Raw genomic sequence first — 15,727 nt, forward strand, 5'->3', positions numbered from 1 at the left:
GGTATGATAACAAATTACGCGGATGAAACTTTCCCCTTGCTGTTAAGCTTATAATCCGCTGTTCTCCCGGGTCATCGGATGCTCAAGATCCACGTGCCCCATCAGGCTTTCCACTTGCTCTCCGTCCAGCAGAATATCTATTGACTTCACCTCTTCAAACTGGAAAAAGGTTTGGGCAATGGCACTGATCGCCATAGCTTCACCGCCGGCACCGAGCTGGGCTTCAATAGGCTTATGGATATCTATCAGCACCTGTCCGTCTGTAAACTTCAGGGATTTCAGCTCCATGTCGCCCCAGAGAGGAACAAGATCCTCACTTCCGCTGTTCTGCAGGGATTTGAAGACTTCATTGTACTTCTCAGTATCGTTGGAAAATTCAATAGTAGCATTGCCGGGAACCAGGTCCATCTGCTGCGGATCTGTATAATACGCAGTGATGCTCCGGCTTTGCTTCTCCGGTGCAGCCGGTTTGTCCGTTGCTGCGGGAGGAGCTTCAGTTGCCGCAGGAGCTTGTGTTGCGGCAGGTGCATTGCTGCCGCTGTTATTGCTGCTGTTATTGCTGTTCCCGGTGCTCTCGCTGTTGTTGGTGCTATTATCAGTGTTGCTATTAGTGTTGTTGCCTCCGGCCCCGCTAACGACTGCGTTAGCGTCTGTTCCGGTGGCTGCTTCAGCCGGTGCTGCCGTCGGCTTGTCGCCGCAACCGGATATCACCAGCAGAAGAAGCGCAGAAACACCTGCATATGTCAGTTTTTTATTCATGAACATTACCCCCTCTAGATGAATACGGGCAGACAAGGCTGCAAAGCCTGACTGGTCTTGAGTACTGACCGCCTAACCGGCTTTGCGGCTCTTATCTGCCGCTTGGCTGCTTTTATAAACCGAGGTATTCTTTGATTCCTTTTACAATTGATTCTGCCACTTTGTTCTGCAGAGATTCCGTGAACAATTGCGACTCATCCTTTTTGTTGCTGAGATAACCTGCCTCCAGCAGTACTGCAGGCATTGTAGTTTCACGGATAACATGGAAGTTGCCGTATCTTACCCCGCGGTCACTAAGTCCGGTAGCCTGTACAAGGTATTTGTGCATCACGTTCGCAAATGCCTTGCTGTCTGCACGCTGATAGTAGGTCTCTGTGCCGCTTGCTGCGGATGATCCGCTGCTGTTGGCGTGAACCGAAATAAATAAATCCGCCTTGAGATTATTAGCCATTGCTGCGCGGTCCTTCAGTTCAAGAAAAGTATCATCGCTGCGGGTCAGCACGACGTCGATATTGTTCTCCTTCTTCAGCAGCTCTGCAGCTTTAAGTACAATGGCCAGATTGAAATTTTTCTCATATTTCCCTGTAACACCTACCGCCCCGGAGTCCTTGGCTCCATGACCGGCATCCAGAACTACCAGCTTCCGGCCGTTGTTGCCGGGCAATGTAGCCGTATCCTCGGTGCTCTGGGCATTCAGGTCAATCACAACCAGCTTTGAGCTGTCTCCGGTTACCTCTACACTGTAATTTTTGGCATGATTCAAGTCAATTACAAATCTTACGGTATAAGGGCTTGTACTGTACAGCGAGTACCGTATGCCTGAGACATCCGGATAATCCGTCACGGCAAGACTGCCGTTCAGATTAGGATCCAGCACCTGCCCTGTCCCGAACAAGTCGGAAAATGTAGCATTCGGCAGATCAATGACAATCCGGTCAGGTCCGGTTATCTTCGACACCTTCGGCACAGAACTTCCGTCCATCGCAATCGTCAGACGGTTTTCGTTAAAGCTCAGGCCATTTACCATCGCCAAACCGTTTGTTGTCTCACTGGGAGGAACTACAACGCTTGTCCCGCCGTCACCGGCGTTTCCATCATTTCCCGTGTTATTTCCTGCAGCTTCCGGGGTAATAAGGTTTACAATCTTCTGGACGTTGTCCCAAGTAACTGTTAAACCAAACTGCTCACCGATGAACCTTATCGGCACCAGTGTCGTACCTCCGCGCAGCAGGGGAGCTGTCTGAAGTATGACGGTCTTGTCATCGACAGACGCCGCCGTCTGGTCCACAATCAGCTTGATCGTCTTGCCTTGCTGTTCAATCGTAACCGTCTTGCTCTTCTGATTCCAGTCCACCTTGTAACCAAGGTTCTCGGCGATCATTCTCAGGGGCACCATAACAGAGTTATTGACGTTCTCCACCGGAACGTCCTGTCCCGCAGTCAGCTCCCTGCCGTCAAGAAAAATCTTGTTGGTTCCGGCAGCAGCTTGTCCATGTTCTGGTATAACCAGCACGAATAACAGCAGCAACAGTGTAAAAGCAAATTTCTTCATTCTTCACCTCTAAGAATCTAGTATTCCGCCAAGGGACGGCGTTCTTGATGACCCGGCGACTGACAACCTTCGACATTAATTAGACGCCGTAATTACTTAAAAGTTGCGATGAATTTACCATAGTTAGACAACTCCGTTATCCTCCAGGTTCCTTCCCAATACTCTAAATTCCAAGATATTCATAGATTCCGGCAACAATCTCTCTGGCAATGCTGTCTTGGAGCTGTTGGCTGTACATTGCCGTTTCGTTCCCAGAATTCGTGAGATATCCTGCTTCCAGCAGGACTGCGGGCATACTCGTTTCTCTGGTGACATGCAGACTTTTGGTTCGGACACCTCTGTCTGCAAAGCCGGTTCCGGCGACCAGGTGTTTGTGCATGATCTGTGCGAGCGGCAGGCTTTCACTTCTGGAATAATAAGTTTCACTGCCATTAATCTTCTCCCTGTTCGGATATGTAGCCGGCAATGAGTTACCATGCACCGAGATAAAGAGGCTGGCACCTGCTGCTTCTGCTACCTTTACCCGGCCCTGAAGACCGATTGTTGTATCTGCTGTACGTGTATAAACCACATCTATCTTGTTATCCCTTTTTAACAGTTCGCCTGCCTTCAGCACGACCGCAAGGTTAAATTCCTTTTCCAGCCTGCCGGTAAGACTTACCGCCCCGGGCTCGGTTCCCCCATGTCCGGCATCCAGAACAACCAGCGGCCTGCCGCCGGATCCCGTTCCCGGGTTCACATCCCCGCCTGAATTGGTAACATTCAAATCAATGGTCACCAGGCCAGTGGCATCATCAGAAGTCAGCTGATAAGGCTGGTTCCGGGAGGTCTGGATAACAAACCTAACGGTGGAAGGATTAACGCTGAACAGCGCGTACCTGATCTCAGAGACGAGCGGGTATCCGCTTGTATCGAGCTTGCCCTGCGGGCTGCCGCCTGCGGATGCTCCTGTAAGGCTGCTTCCGAACTCAGGAGCAAAAGCCGCCCCTTGGAAATCAACCACAATCCGGTCCGGATTACTCATCTTCTGGACTGCCGGCTTAACTCCGCCTGCCGTGGCTACAATGAGCTTGTTCTCACTGAATACAGCGCCCATTACTAGCGGTGAGCCCTGGGCTGTGCCTCCCGTACCTGGTACCGGTGACGAAGACGGTACAGCACCTTCTGCAGTATTATCCGGAACTGCGGAAGGAACCGGGGGCTGGACAGGTGCAGGCACCGGAACAGCAGATGGCAGAGGATCTGCGGAAGTTTCTGTTCCGCCTGTATAACCTCCTGTAAGATAAACTGTCTTGTCTGTGTTATCCCAGCCCACCTTCAGTCCAAACTGCTCGCTGACGAAGCGGATGGGGACCAGTACCGTTCCGCCGTTTTGTTTGGGTGCAGCGTTCAGGGCCAGCGACACCCCGTCGGCCTCCGCCGTCTTGCTGCCTACTGCAAGCTGTACAATCTTTCCGTCCTGCTGGACGGTTACTTTACGCGACTGCTGCTCCCAGAGCACCTCAAACCCCAGATTCTCCACAACAACGCGTATCGGAATCATAACGCTTCCATTAACATTTTCGAGGCTTACCCCCTTGGGCAGTGCAATCTCCTGGTTGTCCATAATAATTCTGCCCGCACCGTTTGCGGCAGCGGCAGTACCATGGCCGGCGAATGATAGCAGTAGCAGTGGCAGCAGCAAAAGAAATAACACCCGTTGTCCGGCTCTTCTCATCCTTTCCTCTCCTTTTGGCAAATTGATAGACTCATAGAAACCCAGATAAGATTAAGACGACAGCAATCTCCAAATGTTGCCTGCAAAGGCAATGAATATCTCGATTATAGCAAAAAAACTTCTATTTCCGACACCCGGAAATAGAAGTTTTGTGTAAATTCTGTCAGCCAGGTAACTCTGGCAGGCGAATTAAGCGAACAGCTTCGCGGCGTGGCGCTCTTCATAGGCGGCAATTTCATCCGCATGCTGAAGCGTAAGCCCGATGTCATCCAGCCCCTGCAGCAGGAACTGCCGGCGGTGCTCATCCAGATCAAAGCTGATGCTGAGTCCGTAGTCATCGCTGACCTTGTTGTTCTCCAGGTCAACAGTCAGGCTGTAGCCCTCATGCTCAGCCGTACGGTTGAACAGATCATCCACCTGCTCTTCGGACAGCTTGATCGGCAGAATGCCGTTCTTAAAGCAGTTATTGTAGAAAATATCCGCATAGGACGGAGCAATAACGACTCTGAAGCCATAGTCCATAATCGCCCAAGGCGCGTGTTCACGGGATGAGCCGCAGCCAAAGTTGGCGCGCGAGATCAGCACCGATGCTCCCTGGTAGCGGGGTTTATTCATCTCAAAGCCAGGGTTATCATTCCCTGCTTCGTCAAAACGCCATTCATAGAACAGAAACTGTCCGAACCCTGTCCGCTCAATCCGTTTCAAAAACTGTTTTGGAATAATTGCATCTGTATCCACATTGACCCGGTCCACCGGAGCAACAATTCCTGTTAATTTCTTGAATGCTTCCATTGTTATTTCCTCCCGCTCTCTCTCAAAATATTCTATGCGTTGACGGCTTCAGTCTTGTAGTTCCAGTCACGGACGTCGGTAAAGCGTCCCTTGATTGCAGCCGCAGCCGCCATTGCCGGAGATACGAGGTGCGTGCGTCCGCCGCGTCCCTGGCGTCCTTCAAAGTTCCGGTTCGAAGTCGATGCGCAGCGCTGTCCGGGCTGGAGAACATCCGGGTTCATCGCCAGGCACATACTGCAGCCCGCCTCGCGCCATTCAAAGCCCGCTTCAGTGAATACTTTATCGAGACCTTCCTTTTCAGCCTGCATTTTCACACGTCCGGAGCCCGGTACGACAATTGCCGTAACTTTATCGGATACCTTGTGGCCTCTGGCTACCTGAGCCGCTGCCCGCAGATCCTCAATCCGTCCGTTGGTGCAGGAACCGATGAACACATAATCAATATCAATTTCCGACATCGGCGTGCCTGGTGTCAAATCCATATATTCAAGCGCTTTTTCAGCAGCCTTGCGTTCATTTTCAGTGGTGAAGTCAGCCGGATTCGGTACGCTGGAATTAATATCGGTACCCATACCCGGGCTGGTGCCCCAGGTTACCTGAGGAATCAGGGTTTCCACATCGAACTCGACAACGGTATCGTACTCGGCACCTTCGTCACTTACGAGGTTCTTCCAAGACTCAACGGCAGCATCGTAGGCTGCGCCTTGAGGCACGTACTCACGTCCGCGCAGATATTCAAATGTAATTTCATCCGGCGCGATCAGTCCTGCTCTCGCTCCGCCTTCGATCGACATGTTGCAGACTGTCATGCGCTCTTCCATCGACAGCTCGCGGATAGCCTCACCTGTATATTCAATAACATATCCTGTAGCAAAGTCTGTACCGTATTTGGCAATAACGCCGAGGATCATATCCTTTGCAGTTACGCCCGGATTACGTTTGCCTGTAAAACGCACTTCCATCGTCTTGGCTTTGGACTGCTGCAGGCACTGTGTAGCCAGTACGTGTTCAACTTCACTGGTTCCGATCCCGAACGCCAGTGCGCCGAAAGCGCCATGTGTGGAGGTATGGCTGTCGCCGCAGACAATTGTTTTGCCGGGATGGGTCAGGCCGATTTCAGGGCCCATTACGTGCACGACCCCTTGGTCAATGTCATTCAGGTCAAACAGTCTGACTCCGAAATCACGGCAGTTCTGCGACAGGGTGTCAATCTGCTGCTTGGAGATAGGGTCCGTAATATTGAAACGGTCCTTGGTTGGAACGTTGTGGTCCATGGTTGCAAAAGTAAGCTCCGGACGGCGCACCTTGCGGCCACTCAGACGAAGACCTTCAAAAGCCTGCGGGGAAGTAACCTCATGTACCAGATGCAGATCGATATAAATGATGCTCGGTTTGCCTTCCTCTTGATGAATTACGTGATTATCCCAAATTTTCTCAAACATTGTCTTGTTGCCCATTGATTTCACCTCATTAGTAGAATCGTTCATTGGAAGAGAGCGTGGAGTCTCTCTTGAATGATCTAAATATAACATCCTGCTGTTTATAATTCCAAGATATGATTTCTATAGATGTGATAGTCTGAGCCTATAAGCTATGTTGGGGTAAATTAGGAAATGCCGCGCTACATAAGGGTTTGTAATATTTGTACTTAGGCTCACTTATGGGTGGTTGGGACCAGAAATTTTACATTTCGTCCCCACTTTGTCCCCATGGGGACGGATCATTTTATATGAAAGGAGCGGGACATATAAATGCCTGAAGAAAGTACAGAATTGACCGGAAGAGAAAAGTTTGCAATTGAATGGGCGCTACAGATCTACATTGAAGGTCTTCAGAAGGACATAAAGAGATGGGAAGGCGACAAGGCAGCAGAGGATTGTAAGGTATTGCTGGCTGCAGCAGAGTCTGCTCTGATAAAAACCAAGTCGCAATCCTTATGATGATAGCGAAGGAAAATTTTCCTGGAGGTAGATATATATGAAATGCGAAGAGTTGAATCCTGATGCACGGGTTCGTATAAAAGAGGGGCATCCCAGTGGATACGGCGGACGCACCGGAAAAATCGTTGCTATTGAGGTAACCAAATTCGACACCAAGAGACATTCCCCTGCATGTAAAATGATCTTCGCAACCATTCCGCTAAATATCAGGATTTTTGCAACCGGAGGAATCATCCACTTTACATTTTTGAGTTTTTTCAATGATTTACTTTACCTCAAAAATGCAAATTCGCAAACGCTCGGGAAAATGAAAACGGTATGCCGCATAACGCCACCAGGGCATTGCCAGCATACCGCTTCTTTGTTAGGTAAAGCCCTTGTGAGAATTGATCCCTCGGAGGTGCTTAACGTCTGTCAAGGCCAAAACCGGCCTGATTTGAGGAACGGACGCCCGGACATCCGCACAAAATCATTTAATTTGGTGCGAATGTAACTGCAGAACATCTCTTTAAGCACGCTTCTCTTTATAACATTAATTTATTCGGTACGAAATTCGAGTTAGAAAGGTACGTCAGATGCTCGTACGTTAACTGTTCCACTTACTGTACCATTAGGTGTATTATAATCTAAATAAAAAGTCTGTCCACCTGCGTTAGTAGTAGTAATAGTTTTAGTGCCATTTCCACTAACTGTCCATGTTCCTATATTTATTTTGCTACCAGATGATGATCTGTACGATAAATACATTGTTAAAGTTTGGGATGATGTATTGGTAACATATATTCTTCCATAATTGAATCCAGCTTGGTGGGTCCAAGAATTCCCACCATTATTTAAACTAGCATTCTCTATAGCTACGTAGTCGGTCATTGGTGTTATTCCACCAGGATTAGTTGAGACTACAGATGCAGTTGGTACTGGAGGTTCAGCAGCAAAGACTGAACCAGATGACAACGACATTGTAGCGACTATTGCGGTAGCAACTAAAAAACTCTTTTTCATTTTCATTTTCATTCCCTCCGATTTTGTGTTGATATGTAAAACCATCACCTTATCCCCACATTAGGAGATATATGGTAATAAAATTAGATTACCCTATATATCTATTAATTACAACACTTCCAATAATGACATTTACCGGAATTTGAGTAGGAGAATGAATAGGATTTGATGCTTGCGACTACCGCGCATATGCTTTATTCAGCTCCAGACGCTCCACTATAATCTCCACTCCACTGTCTATCCATCTTTTGAGATTAAGTCAATAAAGTGGACACGGTAAAACGGTCAATGTGCACGTTTAAGCTTGCTGTAATATTGTGACTCAAAGCGATCCGGTGAGAGATAGCCTAGCTTACTGTGTATTCGTTTCCGGTTGTAAAAGAACTCAATATACCGAAACAGATGGCTTTCAGCCTCCTTTTGAGTCTGGAAGGGAGGTCTACGGTGGATTAATTCTCGCTTAAGGATGCTGTGGAACGATTCAATGCACGCATTATCGTAGCAGTTTCCCCGGCGGCTCATGCTGCGAATCATACGGTACTCTTTTAACTTCTTACGGTACTCTACAGAGGCATACTGGCTTCCCCGGTCCGAATGGTGGATGACTCCCTTGTCCGGTTTCTGGGCCTCATAAGCCTTGTCTAGAGCGTCAGAAATCAACTCTACTTTCATTCGGTTTCCCAACTGCCAGCCGACAATCTTGCGCGTAAATAAATCGAGAACGCTCGCTAAATAAACCGTGCCTTGGCGGATACGAATGTAGGTAATTTCGGTGACCCAGACTTGGTTAGGTTTTGTGCATACATCGAAATGTTGGTTTAACCAATTTGGAGCAATCGGGAAGTCATGGTTCGAATCCGTTGTTTGGACTTTGAATTTCCCCATTGCTTGCGAGCGAAGATTCCGTGCCCGCATAAGCCGGCCTACTGTTTTTTCACTTACGGTAAACCCTTCTTCGTGCAATTTTCTAGTGATTTTGGGGCTGCCATAAATCGCATCATTGTCATGAAAGTGGTATTCAATACGCTCTACCAGCTGGTCCCGGCGCTTTTTTCGGTCACTGGGAGGGGTGCTCCGCCATTTGTAATACCCACTTCGGGATACACCAAGTACGCTGCACATCTTTTCAATCCGGAATGTTGAGCGGTGCTTCTCAATAAACTGAAACTTTAGCTCCGGTCTTTTCTTCTTTGAACTGTTTGTTATATCGCTTTCGTTCTGCCACGGTTACCACCTCTTCTAGAGTTTATTCTATTATCATAGGTTAGATTTACCGTGTCTACTTACTAGTCTAATTCACAGGTCCATTATTTTGCGCTGGAGGTGTGTTTTGGGATCCTAACGGACCCAAGGTCCGTTATATCATCCGAAAGAGCGTCATCGATCCAACTTTTGGCGGAATAACGGAACTACGGTCTGTTAGCGGTGGAAACGGGGCGTTTTTCGGCAAATAACGGACGCAGTGTCCGTTAGCGTGAGGAAGGGGACGATGCATATCGAGTGCATCGTCCGTTTGACATTGAGTGACGCGCCAGCAGCCTAACGCACCCACACACTCATTGCACTGGCACAGCTTGGCCGGCGTGCAAACTAAGTCCTATTTGCTGACCAACCGCGGCGTCCGCGCCGACGGATGCAGAATTCTTGCGCCGACTGCCAAATGTCAGAGATTATGTACGGAGGCGGAATCTGCCGTTCTACATCTGGGCTGCCTTCCGGGCGTTATTAGCTACTGCCCAGCCGCCGCCTATGCAAAAGTAAGCTTCTACGCCCTTGCACTATTCCCGACCTAAACATCCTCTCCCGTAAACAACTCACTCAAAGCTCTGAAATTCATCATTTCGTGAAGCACTTGTCCAGTGAAATATAAGCTTCAATTCCCGGACAGCAAACCGCCTATGTAAAAACATAACTCTATAGGATATACTTATAAGATAACTATTTAAGGAGTCGTGCAATGGAACTTAGACAACTGCAATATGCCCTGCAAATTGCGGCAGAGCGGAATTTCTCCCGGGCTGCGGACAAGCTGCATATTGCCCAGCCCTCCCTTAGCCAGCAGCTGTCCAAGCTGGAAAAGGAGCTCGGCGTTATGCTGTTTCAGCGCAATACCAGCTCTGTGGAGCTGACCTATGCGGGCCAAAAGTTCGTGGAGCATGCCGGAGCCATTATTGACGCCGTGGAACTGCTGCGCCAGGAAATGTCGGATATTTCCCAGCTTCGTACCGGAAGTGTAGTCGTCGGCAGCATGCCGATCACCGGAGCCCACCTTCTTCCTCATGTACTGCCTGTGTTCAAACGGAAATATGCCGATGTGGAGATCACGCTGCTCGAAGATTCCTCCATGAATCTGGAAAAGCTTACAGCCAGCGGCCAGACCGATCTCAGCCTGCTGTCGCTTCCGCTGGAGATTCCTACACTTACTTATGAGGTGCTGGGAGAAGAACGGATTGATCTGGCCGTACCGCCTGAGCACCGTTTTGCCGCCAGAGGTGCGGAAGGCATCAGAACCTCGCTTCATGAGCTGAAGGACGAGCCGTTTATTGTACTTAAGCAAGGCCAGGGTTTCCGCAAAATGACGATGGATCTCTGCCGGGAAGCCGGCTTTGAGCCGCGCATTGTGTTTGAGAGCAATAATATGGAGACTGTGCAGTCGCTGGTCGCTACAGGCATGGGTGTTACACTTGTCCCCCACTTTATAGCGCGGGCGCCGCGCAGTGAGTTTGTTCCTGTATACCTGCAGCTTGCTGAACCCGTGCCCAGCCGGACTCTGGTCATCGCCTACCGCCGGGGACGCTACTTATCGAAGGCTGCCGAAGCTTTTATTGATACGTTTAAAACCACGGTTGCCGCCCTTTCTGAGGAGTAGCATTCTGCGGTTACAATTACAATCGTCCAACAACAAAACAATGCCCTTTTGCCTCCTATCAGGAGACCTAAGGGCATTGTTCTGCTTGTACGGATCACTTCTCTATCATCAGGTCTGCTCAAGTTGAGCTCTGTTCCTATTTACGCAGGTTATGCTGGCTGATCAGACGGTTCTGATCATCGGACAGCCGTGACGTACTATCGTCTACGGGTCCTCTTGACCGGTTATCCCCGGCTTTTTCCTCTACAAAATCGCGCATCGCCTGGTTCTGGAATTCTGCTGTCTCTTGGATGTTCTGGTTCTGTTCCTGCTGGACATTGTTGTCTTTACTCATTGGAATGCACCTCCTAGTAACAGGTTATAAGTACTTTACCCGTTCCCCTGGAGGATAAACACCATTTTCCAGCCCGTATATTCCAAAAAATATTAGCGTTTTCTCTCTTTGCAAACCGCACTTCCCCATGTTATTCTAAATGACAATAGTGAAACGTGAAGACGGGACCAGTAAGAAATTGTCTTTATCCGTGAGCAGAGAGTAGATTCCGGAAGGCTGAGAGAATCTACCGCGGTTGCCAATTCTGAATCCTACCCCCGAGCGGCCTGCCCAGCAGGACGGATACTCCCGTTATGAGAATGAAGTCGGATGAACCCTCATCAATGAAGGTGGTACCGCGGAAGTTAACCAAGCTTTCGTCCTTTGCTAAGTCTTAGGATGGGGGCTTTTTGTCATTTTCAGGCTTACATAAAGTAATCTATAAGGGAGTGAGAACAGATGACGGGAAGAATTGTAGTCAAAATCGGCAGCAGCTCGCTGAGCGGTCCGGAAGGCGGATTGAACCGTGAGGCTGTAGCCTTCTTCGCTTCCGAAATCGCTGCGCTGCGTGCAGACGGCTGCGAAGTCCTGCTTGTAACCTCCGGGGCGGTGGCTGCAGGATTCCGCGGAATCGGCTATGCCTCCCGGCCAAAGCTGCTGCATGAGAAGCAGGCGGCCGCTGCCGTAGGGCAGGTTATGCTGATGCAGGCATATCAGGAGGCTTTTGCAAATCACGGAATACCTACTGCCCAGATTCTGCTGACCCGGACTGATTTCTGCAGCCGGCGGGCGATGAACAATGCCATGATGACGGTGGAAGAGCTGCTCCGGCAGGGCGCCGTTCCTGTCTTCAATGAGAACGACACGGTGTCGGTTGATGAGCTGAAATTCGGTGATAATGATACGCTGTCCGCCCTGGTCGCCAATCTCCTGAAAGCATCCCGCCTGCTTGTGCTGACCGATATGGACGGCCTGTACAGCGGCGATCCGCGCAAATACCCTGATGCTGTCCGTTATCAGCTCGTGGAGGAAATCACGCCAGAGATTTATGCCATCGCCGGCGGCGCAGGCTCCAGTGTAGGCACGGGCGGGATGCGCTCCAAAATCGATGCCGCCAAAATCGCTACCCGCGGAGGCGTGCCGGTATTTATCGGCAGAGCCTTTGAGCCGGGCGATCTGCAGCTGGCAGCAGCCGGTAACGGCAAAGGGACTTATTTTGCAACCACCTTATCTTCCTTACCGGTCAAAAAACAGTGGCTCGGCTTCATGTCCACTCCCCTCGGCTCCCTCTATGTGGATGAAGGCGCTGTAGAGGCGCTGCTCCATGGCGGCCACAGTCTGCTTCCCGTAGGGGTCAAAAGAATTGAAGGCAGCTTCCATTCCGGAGATGTTGTTGAGGTGCTGGGACCGGACGCCAGGCTGCTTGGACGGGGCATCGTCAATTATGATGACTCCCAGCTGCGCAGCATTCAGGGCCTGCCCACCCGCGAGATCGTGCCGAAGCTTGGAGAGGTCCATAGGCTGGAGGTTATCCACCGGGATGAATGGATTACTTTGCGGTAAACAGCCTAAAGTGGATTCTGCTGGGCTGTGCTGAGCTGATATTTTACACATTTCTGATTTTTGCAGGGCTCTAATTGTATTATGTGCAACTAATAATGCCCTAACAGAGCTCATTTCGTGTATAACTGCACTCCTTACATCTATTTTCAGCAAAAATCCACTTTTGATGGATAATAGCCAATTTTAAATGTACCAAATGCAGCTATTACGAAAATATGGTTATTTTCATTACTTTTAGTTGTAAGAAATGCAGTTATCCACCTGCATTATCTTTGTTACAGGCCAAGCTGAGCTTATTTCAGGGAATTTAATATCACTACTTTTAGGAGGAACGGTTATGAGTGAAGTTGTAAACAAAGCGGGATTAGCCAAGGAAACAACGGGTGTGCTGGCCAGCCTGACCACGGGCCAAAAGAATGAAGCGCTGCTTATTATGGCCGAAGCCCTCCGTAATGAAGCCGAACAGATTATCGCTGCCAACAGAGAAGATCTGGAGCGCGGCCGCCAGGCCGGGACTCCTGAGTCGCTGCTCGACAGGCTGGCGCTGGATGTCAGCCGGATTGAAGGAATCGCCGAAGGGCTCCGCCAGATTGCCGTGCTCCCTGATCCGGTTGGCGACAGTCTGGAAACGATTGAGCGCCCGAACGGTCTTACGATTGAAAAAGTGCGCGTACCGCTCGGTGTCATCGGAATTATATATGAAGCCCGCCCGAACGTAACTGTAGATGCTGCAGGCTTGTGTCTGAAGACAGGCAATGCCGTTGTTCTCCGGGGCGGCTCCTCTGCCCTGTCCTCCAACCGCAAGATCGTTGAAGTGCTTCATGCCGCTCTTTCAGGAACTGCTATTCCTGCAGCTGCCCTGCAGCTGATCGAAGATCCCAACCGCTCCTCCGTAGATGAAATGCTCAAGCTTAACGGTCTGCTGGATGTCATCATTCCGCGCGGCGGCAGCTCCCTGATCCAGAATGTGGTGATGAACGCGACTGTACCTGTAATTGAAACAGGGGCAGGCATATGCCATACTTATCTCGACGCCAGCGCGAAGCCGGAAATGGCAGAGCGGATTAGCCTCAATGCCAAAGCCCAGCGTCCGTCCGTGTGTAATGCCATGGAGACCCTGCTTGTTCACCGTGAATACGCTGCTCAGCACCTGCTGTCTTTAGCGGAAGCATTCCGCGAAGCAAATGTCGAGCTGCGCGGCTGCTCCGGGACCGTTGCCCTTGTGCCTTGGGCACAGCCTGCAACCACTGAGGATTTTGCCACTGAATATAACGACTATATTCTCAATATCCGTGTGGTCAGCGGTTTGGATGAAGCACTGCAGCATATTGCGGAATTCGGCACCAAGCACTCCGAGTGTATTGTAACCGAAGATTCCGGGCAAGCAGCGCGCTTCCTGCAGGAAGTTGATGCCGCAGCTGTGTATCACAATGCCTCCACACGTTTCACAGACGGGTTTGAATTCGGCTTCGGCGCCGAAATCGGCATCAGCACCCAGAAGCTGCATGCACGCGGTCCTATGGGCCTGCCTGCACTCACTTCAAGCAAGTACAAAATTTACGGCTCCGGACAAATCCGGGGTTAGCAGGGGGAATTATAGTTATGTGTCAGCAACCGGCAAAACCGCTTATTGATCATAAAATCGTTTTTTATGGTGCAGGCTCGATGGCAGAAGCCATCGTGCGGGGTATGATTAACCGTAATGTAGTGGATTCAGGAAATATCGTCATGCTCAACCGCAGCAGCAGTGAGCGGCTTGCCGAGCTGCGCAGCCGGTATGGTGTTGTCGGCTGTAATGATCCGGAACAAAAGAATGATCACCTGCGGAATGCACCGGTTATTGTCCTTGCTATGAAGCCAAAGGATGCCGCTGAAGCGCTCCGCAGCCTGGGGCCGCTGCTTTCCCCGGACCAGCTGGTGATTTCGGTGATCGCCGGACTGACGATCCGTACCATGCAGGGCCTGCTCGGAACTCCGCAGCCGGTTGTCCGCACCATGCCGAACACCTCCAGTTCCATAGGACTGGGAGCGACCGGGATCGCTTTTTCCAAGCAAGTAACTGAAGAAAGCCGCCGGACTGCACTGAATATGTTCGAAGCTGTGGGCTTAACGTCGGTGATTGATGAGGAACGGATGGAGACGTTGACCGGAATATCCGGCAGCGGCCCGGCTTATATTTATTACATGATGGAAGCGATGATTGCAGCTGGCATCCGCGGCGGACTGTCGTCTCAGCAAAGCGCTGAGCTTACCGTACAGACTGTCCTGGGGGCAGCCCGCATGGTACAGCAGACCGGAGAAGAACCGGCAGCACTCCGCAAAAAGGTAACCTCGCCTAACGGCTCCACCCAGGCTGCCATCGAGGTACTGGAGAAAGCTGATTTCTTCGAGTCCGTAATAGCTGCAGTGAACCGCTGTGCCGAGCGTTCCCGCGAGATGGGTTCTGCGCTTGAGAAAGAATTGTCCTGATTCATTTATTGTCATTATTCACACGTCATCATCAGTAAGCCCGCAAATACTTCCCTGACGGGAAGTCATTCTGCGGGTTTTTGTTTCTTTTCTTGTCTATATTTTTTTCGCGGCCTGCCCGGCCTGAACCATCGATTCCCCCTCCATCCCCCTCCTTCCTCCTTCAGCTGTACAACTAATTGGATTTTCTCCATCTAATCTTCCTCCAAACACTTTAATTACATTGCTAGCAGGAAAATCTCCATTTAATTTCGCTGAATTTGCCAATATAGGCGTTTTGGCCCCGATGTAAGTGGAGTCATTCCAACTAATCGTCAGATTTACTCGAAAATCCTGAATTTAGAGGGACAAAATCCTCTTATTTCTTCGTCCCCGCAGCTTGGTGCACTTGTTGTCATATCCCCGCACATACAGAAAAGCCAGAAACGCACCATACGGCATTTCAACATCCCGGCATCTTAGCATTTCAGCATTATAACATTTCAGCACCTTAGCACCACCTCGTACATCAGCACCTTAGCAGCACCTCTCACATCCGCACCTTAGCAGCACCTCAGCAGCACCTCTCACATCCGCACCTTAGCAGCACCTTAGCAGCACCCCGCACATCAGCACCTTAGCAGCACCTAAACATCCCCCCAACTCACCTCAGCATCCCAACCACCCCAACACCTCAACTCACCTTAACACCTTAGCACTTCAACACCTCAGCACTTCAACACCTCAGCACCTCAACTCACCTCGCACCTCT

14 protein-coding genes are annotated in these 15,727 nt (G+C 50.2%); 6 read left to right on the plus strand and 8 right to left on the minus strand.

Annotated features, from left to right (window positions below):
• Positions 1–48: 48 nt before the first annotated feature.
• From C2I18_RS01585 to leuC, 5 genes are all read right to left on the minus strand, one after another.
• The gene (locus C2I18_RS01585; protein ID WP_249899547.1) at positions 49–759 is read right to left on the minus strand and encodes a GerMN domain-containing protein; all 711 of its coding nucleotides are present in this window, start codon (positions 757–759) and stop codon (positions 49–51) included.
• 112 nt (positions 760–871) lie between these two features.
• Positions 872–2,311 carry an N-acetylmuramoyl-L-alanine amidase family protein gene (locus C2I18_RS01590; protein ID WP_249899548.1) on the minus strand — a complete coding sequence of 480 codons (1,440 nt, stop codon included), beginning with the start codon at positions 2,309–2,311 and terminating at the stop codon, positions 872–874.
• 163 nt (positions 2,312–2,474) lie between these two features.
• Positions 2,475–4,028 carry an N-acetylmuramoyl-L-alanine amidase family protein gene (locus tag C2I18_RS01595; protein ID WP_249899549.1) on the minus strand — a complete coding sequence of 518 codons (1,554 nt, stop codon included), beginning with the start codon at positions 4,026–4,028 and terminating at the stop codon, positions 2,475–2,477.
• Positions 4,029–4,217: 189 nt separating this feature from the next.
• A complete protein-coding gene (gene leuD, locus C2I18_RS01600; protein WP_249899550.1) occupies positions 4,218–4,820 on the minus strand; it encodes a 3-isopropylmalate dehydratase small subunit in 603 nt (200 codons plus the stop codon).
• 32 nt (positions 4,821–4,852) lie between these two features.
• Positions 4,853–6,277, minus strand: a complete 1,425-nt coding sequence (leuC, locus tag C2I18_RS01605) for a 3-isopropylmalate dehydratase large subunit (protein ID WP_249899551.1) — start codon at positions 6,275–6,277, stop codon at positions 4,853–4,855.
• A 294-nt stretch (positions 6,278–6,571) separates the two neighbouring features.
• Here leuC and C2I18_RS01610 point away from each other — a divergent pair, with 294 nt between their 5' ends.
• Positions 6,572–6,760, plus strand: a complete 189-nt coding sequence (locus C2I18_RS01610; RefSeq protein WP_249899552.1) for a hypothetical protein — start codon at positions 6,572–6,574, stop codon at positions 6,758–6,760.
• Positions 6,761–6,797: 37 nt separating this feature from the next.
• On the plus strand, positions 6,798–7,253 hold the full coding sequence (locus C2I18_RS01615; protein ID WP_249899553.1) for a hypothetical protein: 456 nt from the start codon (positions 6,798–6,800) through the stop codon (positions 7,251–7,253).
• A gap of 65 nt (positions 7,254–7,318) precedes the next feature.
• On the opposite strand, the gene C2I18_RS01620 is transcribed toward C2I18_RS01615, so the two are convergent.
• Together C2I18_RS01620 and C2I18_RS01625 are read right to left on the minus strand one after the other, a co-directional pair.
• Positions 7,319–7,768 (minus strand): hypothetical protein, encoded by a 450-nt coding sequence (locus tag C2I18_RS01620; protein WP_249899554.1) that lies wholly within the window; start codon positions 7,766–7,768, stop codon positions 7,319–7,321.
• Positions 7,769–8,047: 279 nt separating this feature from the next.
• Positions 8,048–8,968: an IS3 family transposase gene (locus tag C2I18_RS01625; protein WP_342760361.1), complete on the minus strand. Its 921-nt coding sequence runs from the start codon at positions 8,966–8,968 to the stop codon at positions 8,048–8,050.
• Positions 8,969–9,719: 751 nt separating this feature from the next.
• Between C2I18_RS01625 and C2I18_RS01630 the strand changes: the two genes are divergently transcribed.
• A complete protein-coding gene (locus C2I18_RS01630) occupies positions 9,720–10,631 on the plus strand; it encodes a LysR family transcriptional regulator (protein ID WP_249899555.1) in 912 nt (303 codons plus the stop codon).
• 136 nt (positions 10,632–10,767) lie between these two features.
• Here C2I18_RS01630 and C2I18_RS01635 read toward each other — a convergent pair whose 3' ends face one another.
• Entirely contained in the window at positions 10,768–10,965 is a 198-nt protein-coding gene (locus C2I18_RS01635) for a hypothetical protein (protein ID WP_249899556.1), read from the minus strand.
• 438 nt (positions 10,966–11,403) lie between these two features.
• Here C2I18_RS01635 and proB point away from each other — a divergent pair, with 438 nt between their 5' ends.
• From proB to proC, 3 genes are all read left to right on the plus strand, one after another.
• A complete protein-coding gene (proB, locus tag C2I18_RS01640; RefSeq protein WP_249899557.1) occupies positions 11,404–12,507 on the plus strand; it encodes a glutamate 5-kinase in 1,104 nt (367 codons plus the stop codon).
• 337 nt (positions 12,508–12,844) lie between these two features.
• Positions 12,845–14,092, plus strand: a complete 1,248-nt coding sequence (locus tag C2I18_RS01645; RefSeq protein WP_249899558.1) for a glutamate-5-semialdehyde dehydrogenase — start codon at positions 12,845–12,847, stop codon at positions 14,090–14,092.
• 17 nt (positions 14,093–14,109) lie between these two features.
• Entirely contained in the window at positions 14,110–14,976 is an 867-nt protein-coding gene (gene proC, locus C2I18_RS01650; RefSeq protein ID WP_249899559.1) for a pyrroline-5-carboxylate reductase, read from the plus strand.
• Positions 14,977–15,727: the final 751 nt, after the last annotated feature.

This window comes from Paenibacillus sp. PK3_47 (assembly GCF_023520895.1).
In the GTDB taxonomy this organism is placed as follows: domain Bacteria; phylum Bacillota; class Bacilli; order Paenibacillales; family Paenibacillaceae; genus Paenibacillus_AQ.

Excerpts from the sequence above, each read along its gene's own strand:
- C2I18_RS01585 (WP_249899547.1), bottom strand. The coding sequence starts at position 759 with ATGAATAAAAAACTGACATATGCAGGTGTTTCTGCGCTTCTTCTGCTG.
- C2I18_RS01590 (WP_249899548.1), bottom strand. The coding sequence starts at position 2,311 with ATGAAGAAATTTGCTTTTACACTGTTGCTGCTGTTATTCGTGCTGGTT.
- C2I18_RS01595 (WP_249899549.1), bottom strand. The coding sequence starts at position 4,028 with ATGAGAAGAGCCGGACAACGGGTGTTATTTCTTTTGCTGCTGCCACTG.
- leuD (WP_249899550.1), bottom strand. The coding sequence starts at position 4,820 with ATGGAAGCATTCAAGAAATTAACAGGAATTGTTGCTCCGGTGGACCGG.
- leuC (WP_249899551.1), bottom strand. The coding sequence starts at position 6,277 with ATGGGCAACAAGACAATGTTTGAGAAAATTTGGGATAATCACGTAATT.
- C2I18_RS01610 (WP_249899552.1), top strand. The coding sequence starts at position 6,572 with ATGCCTGAAGAAAGTACAGAATTGACCGGAAGAGAAAAGTTTGCAATT.
- C2I18_RS01615 (WP_249899553.1), top strand. The coding sequence starts at position 6,798 with ATGAAATGCGAAGAGTTGAATCCTGATGCACGGGTTCGTATAAAAGAG.
- C2I18_RS01620 (WP_249899554.1), bottom strand. The coding sequence starts at position 7,768 with ATGAAAATGAAAAAGAGTTTTTTAGTTGCTACCGCAATAGTCGCTACA.
- C2I18_RS01630 (WP_249899555.1), top strand. The coding sequence starts at position 9,720 with ATGGAACTTAGACAACTGCAATATGCCCTGCAAATTGCGGCAGAGCGG.
- C2I18_RS01635 (WP_249899556.1), bottom strand. The coding sequence starts at position 10,965 with ATGAGTAAAGACAACAATGTCCAGCAGGAACAGAACCAGAACATCCAA.
- proB (WP_249899557.1), top strand. The coding sequence starts at position 11,404 with ATGACGGGAAGAATTGTAGTCAAAATCGGCAGCAGCTCGCTGAGCGGT.
- C2I18_RS01645 (WP_249899558.1), top strand. The coding sequence starts at position 12,845 with ATGAGTGAAGTTGTAAACAAAGCGGGATTAGCCAAGGAAACAACGGGT.
- proC (WP_249899559.1), top strand. The coding sequence starts at position 14,110 with ATGTGTCAGCAACCGGCAAAACCGCTTATTGATCATAAAATCGTTTTT.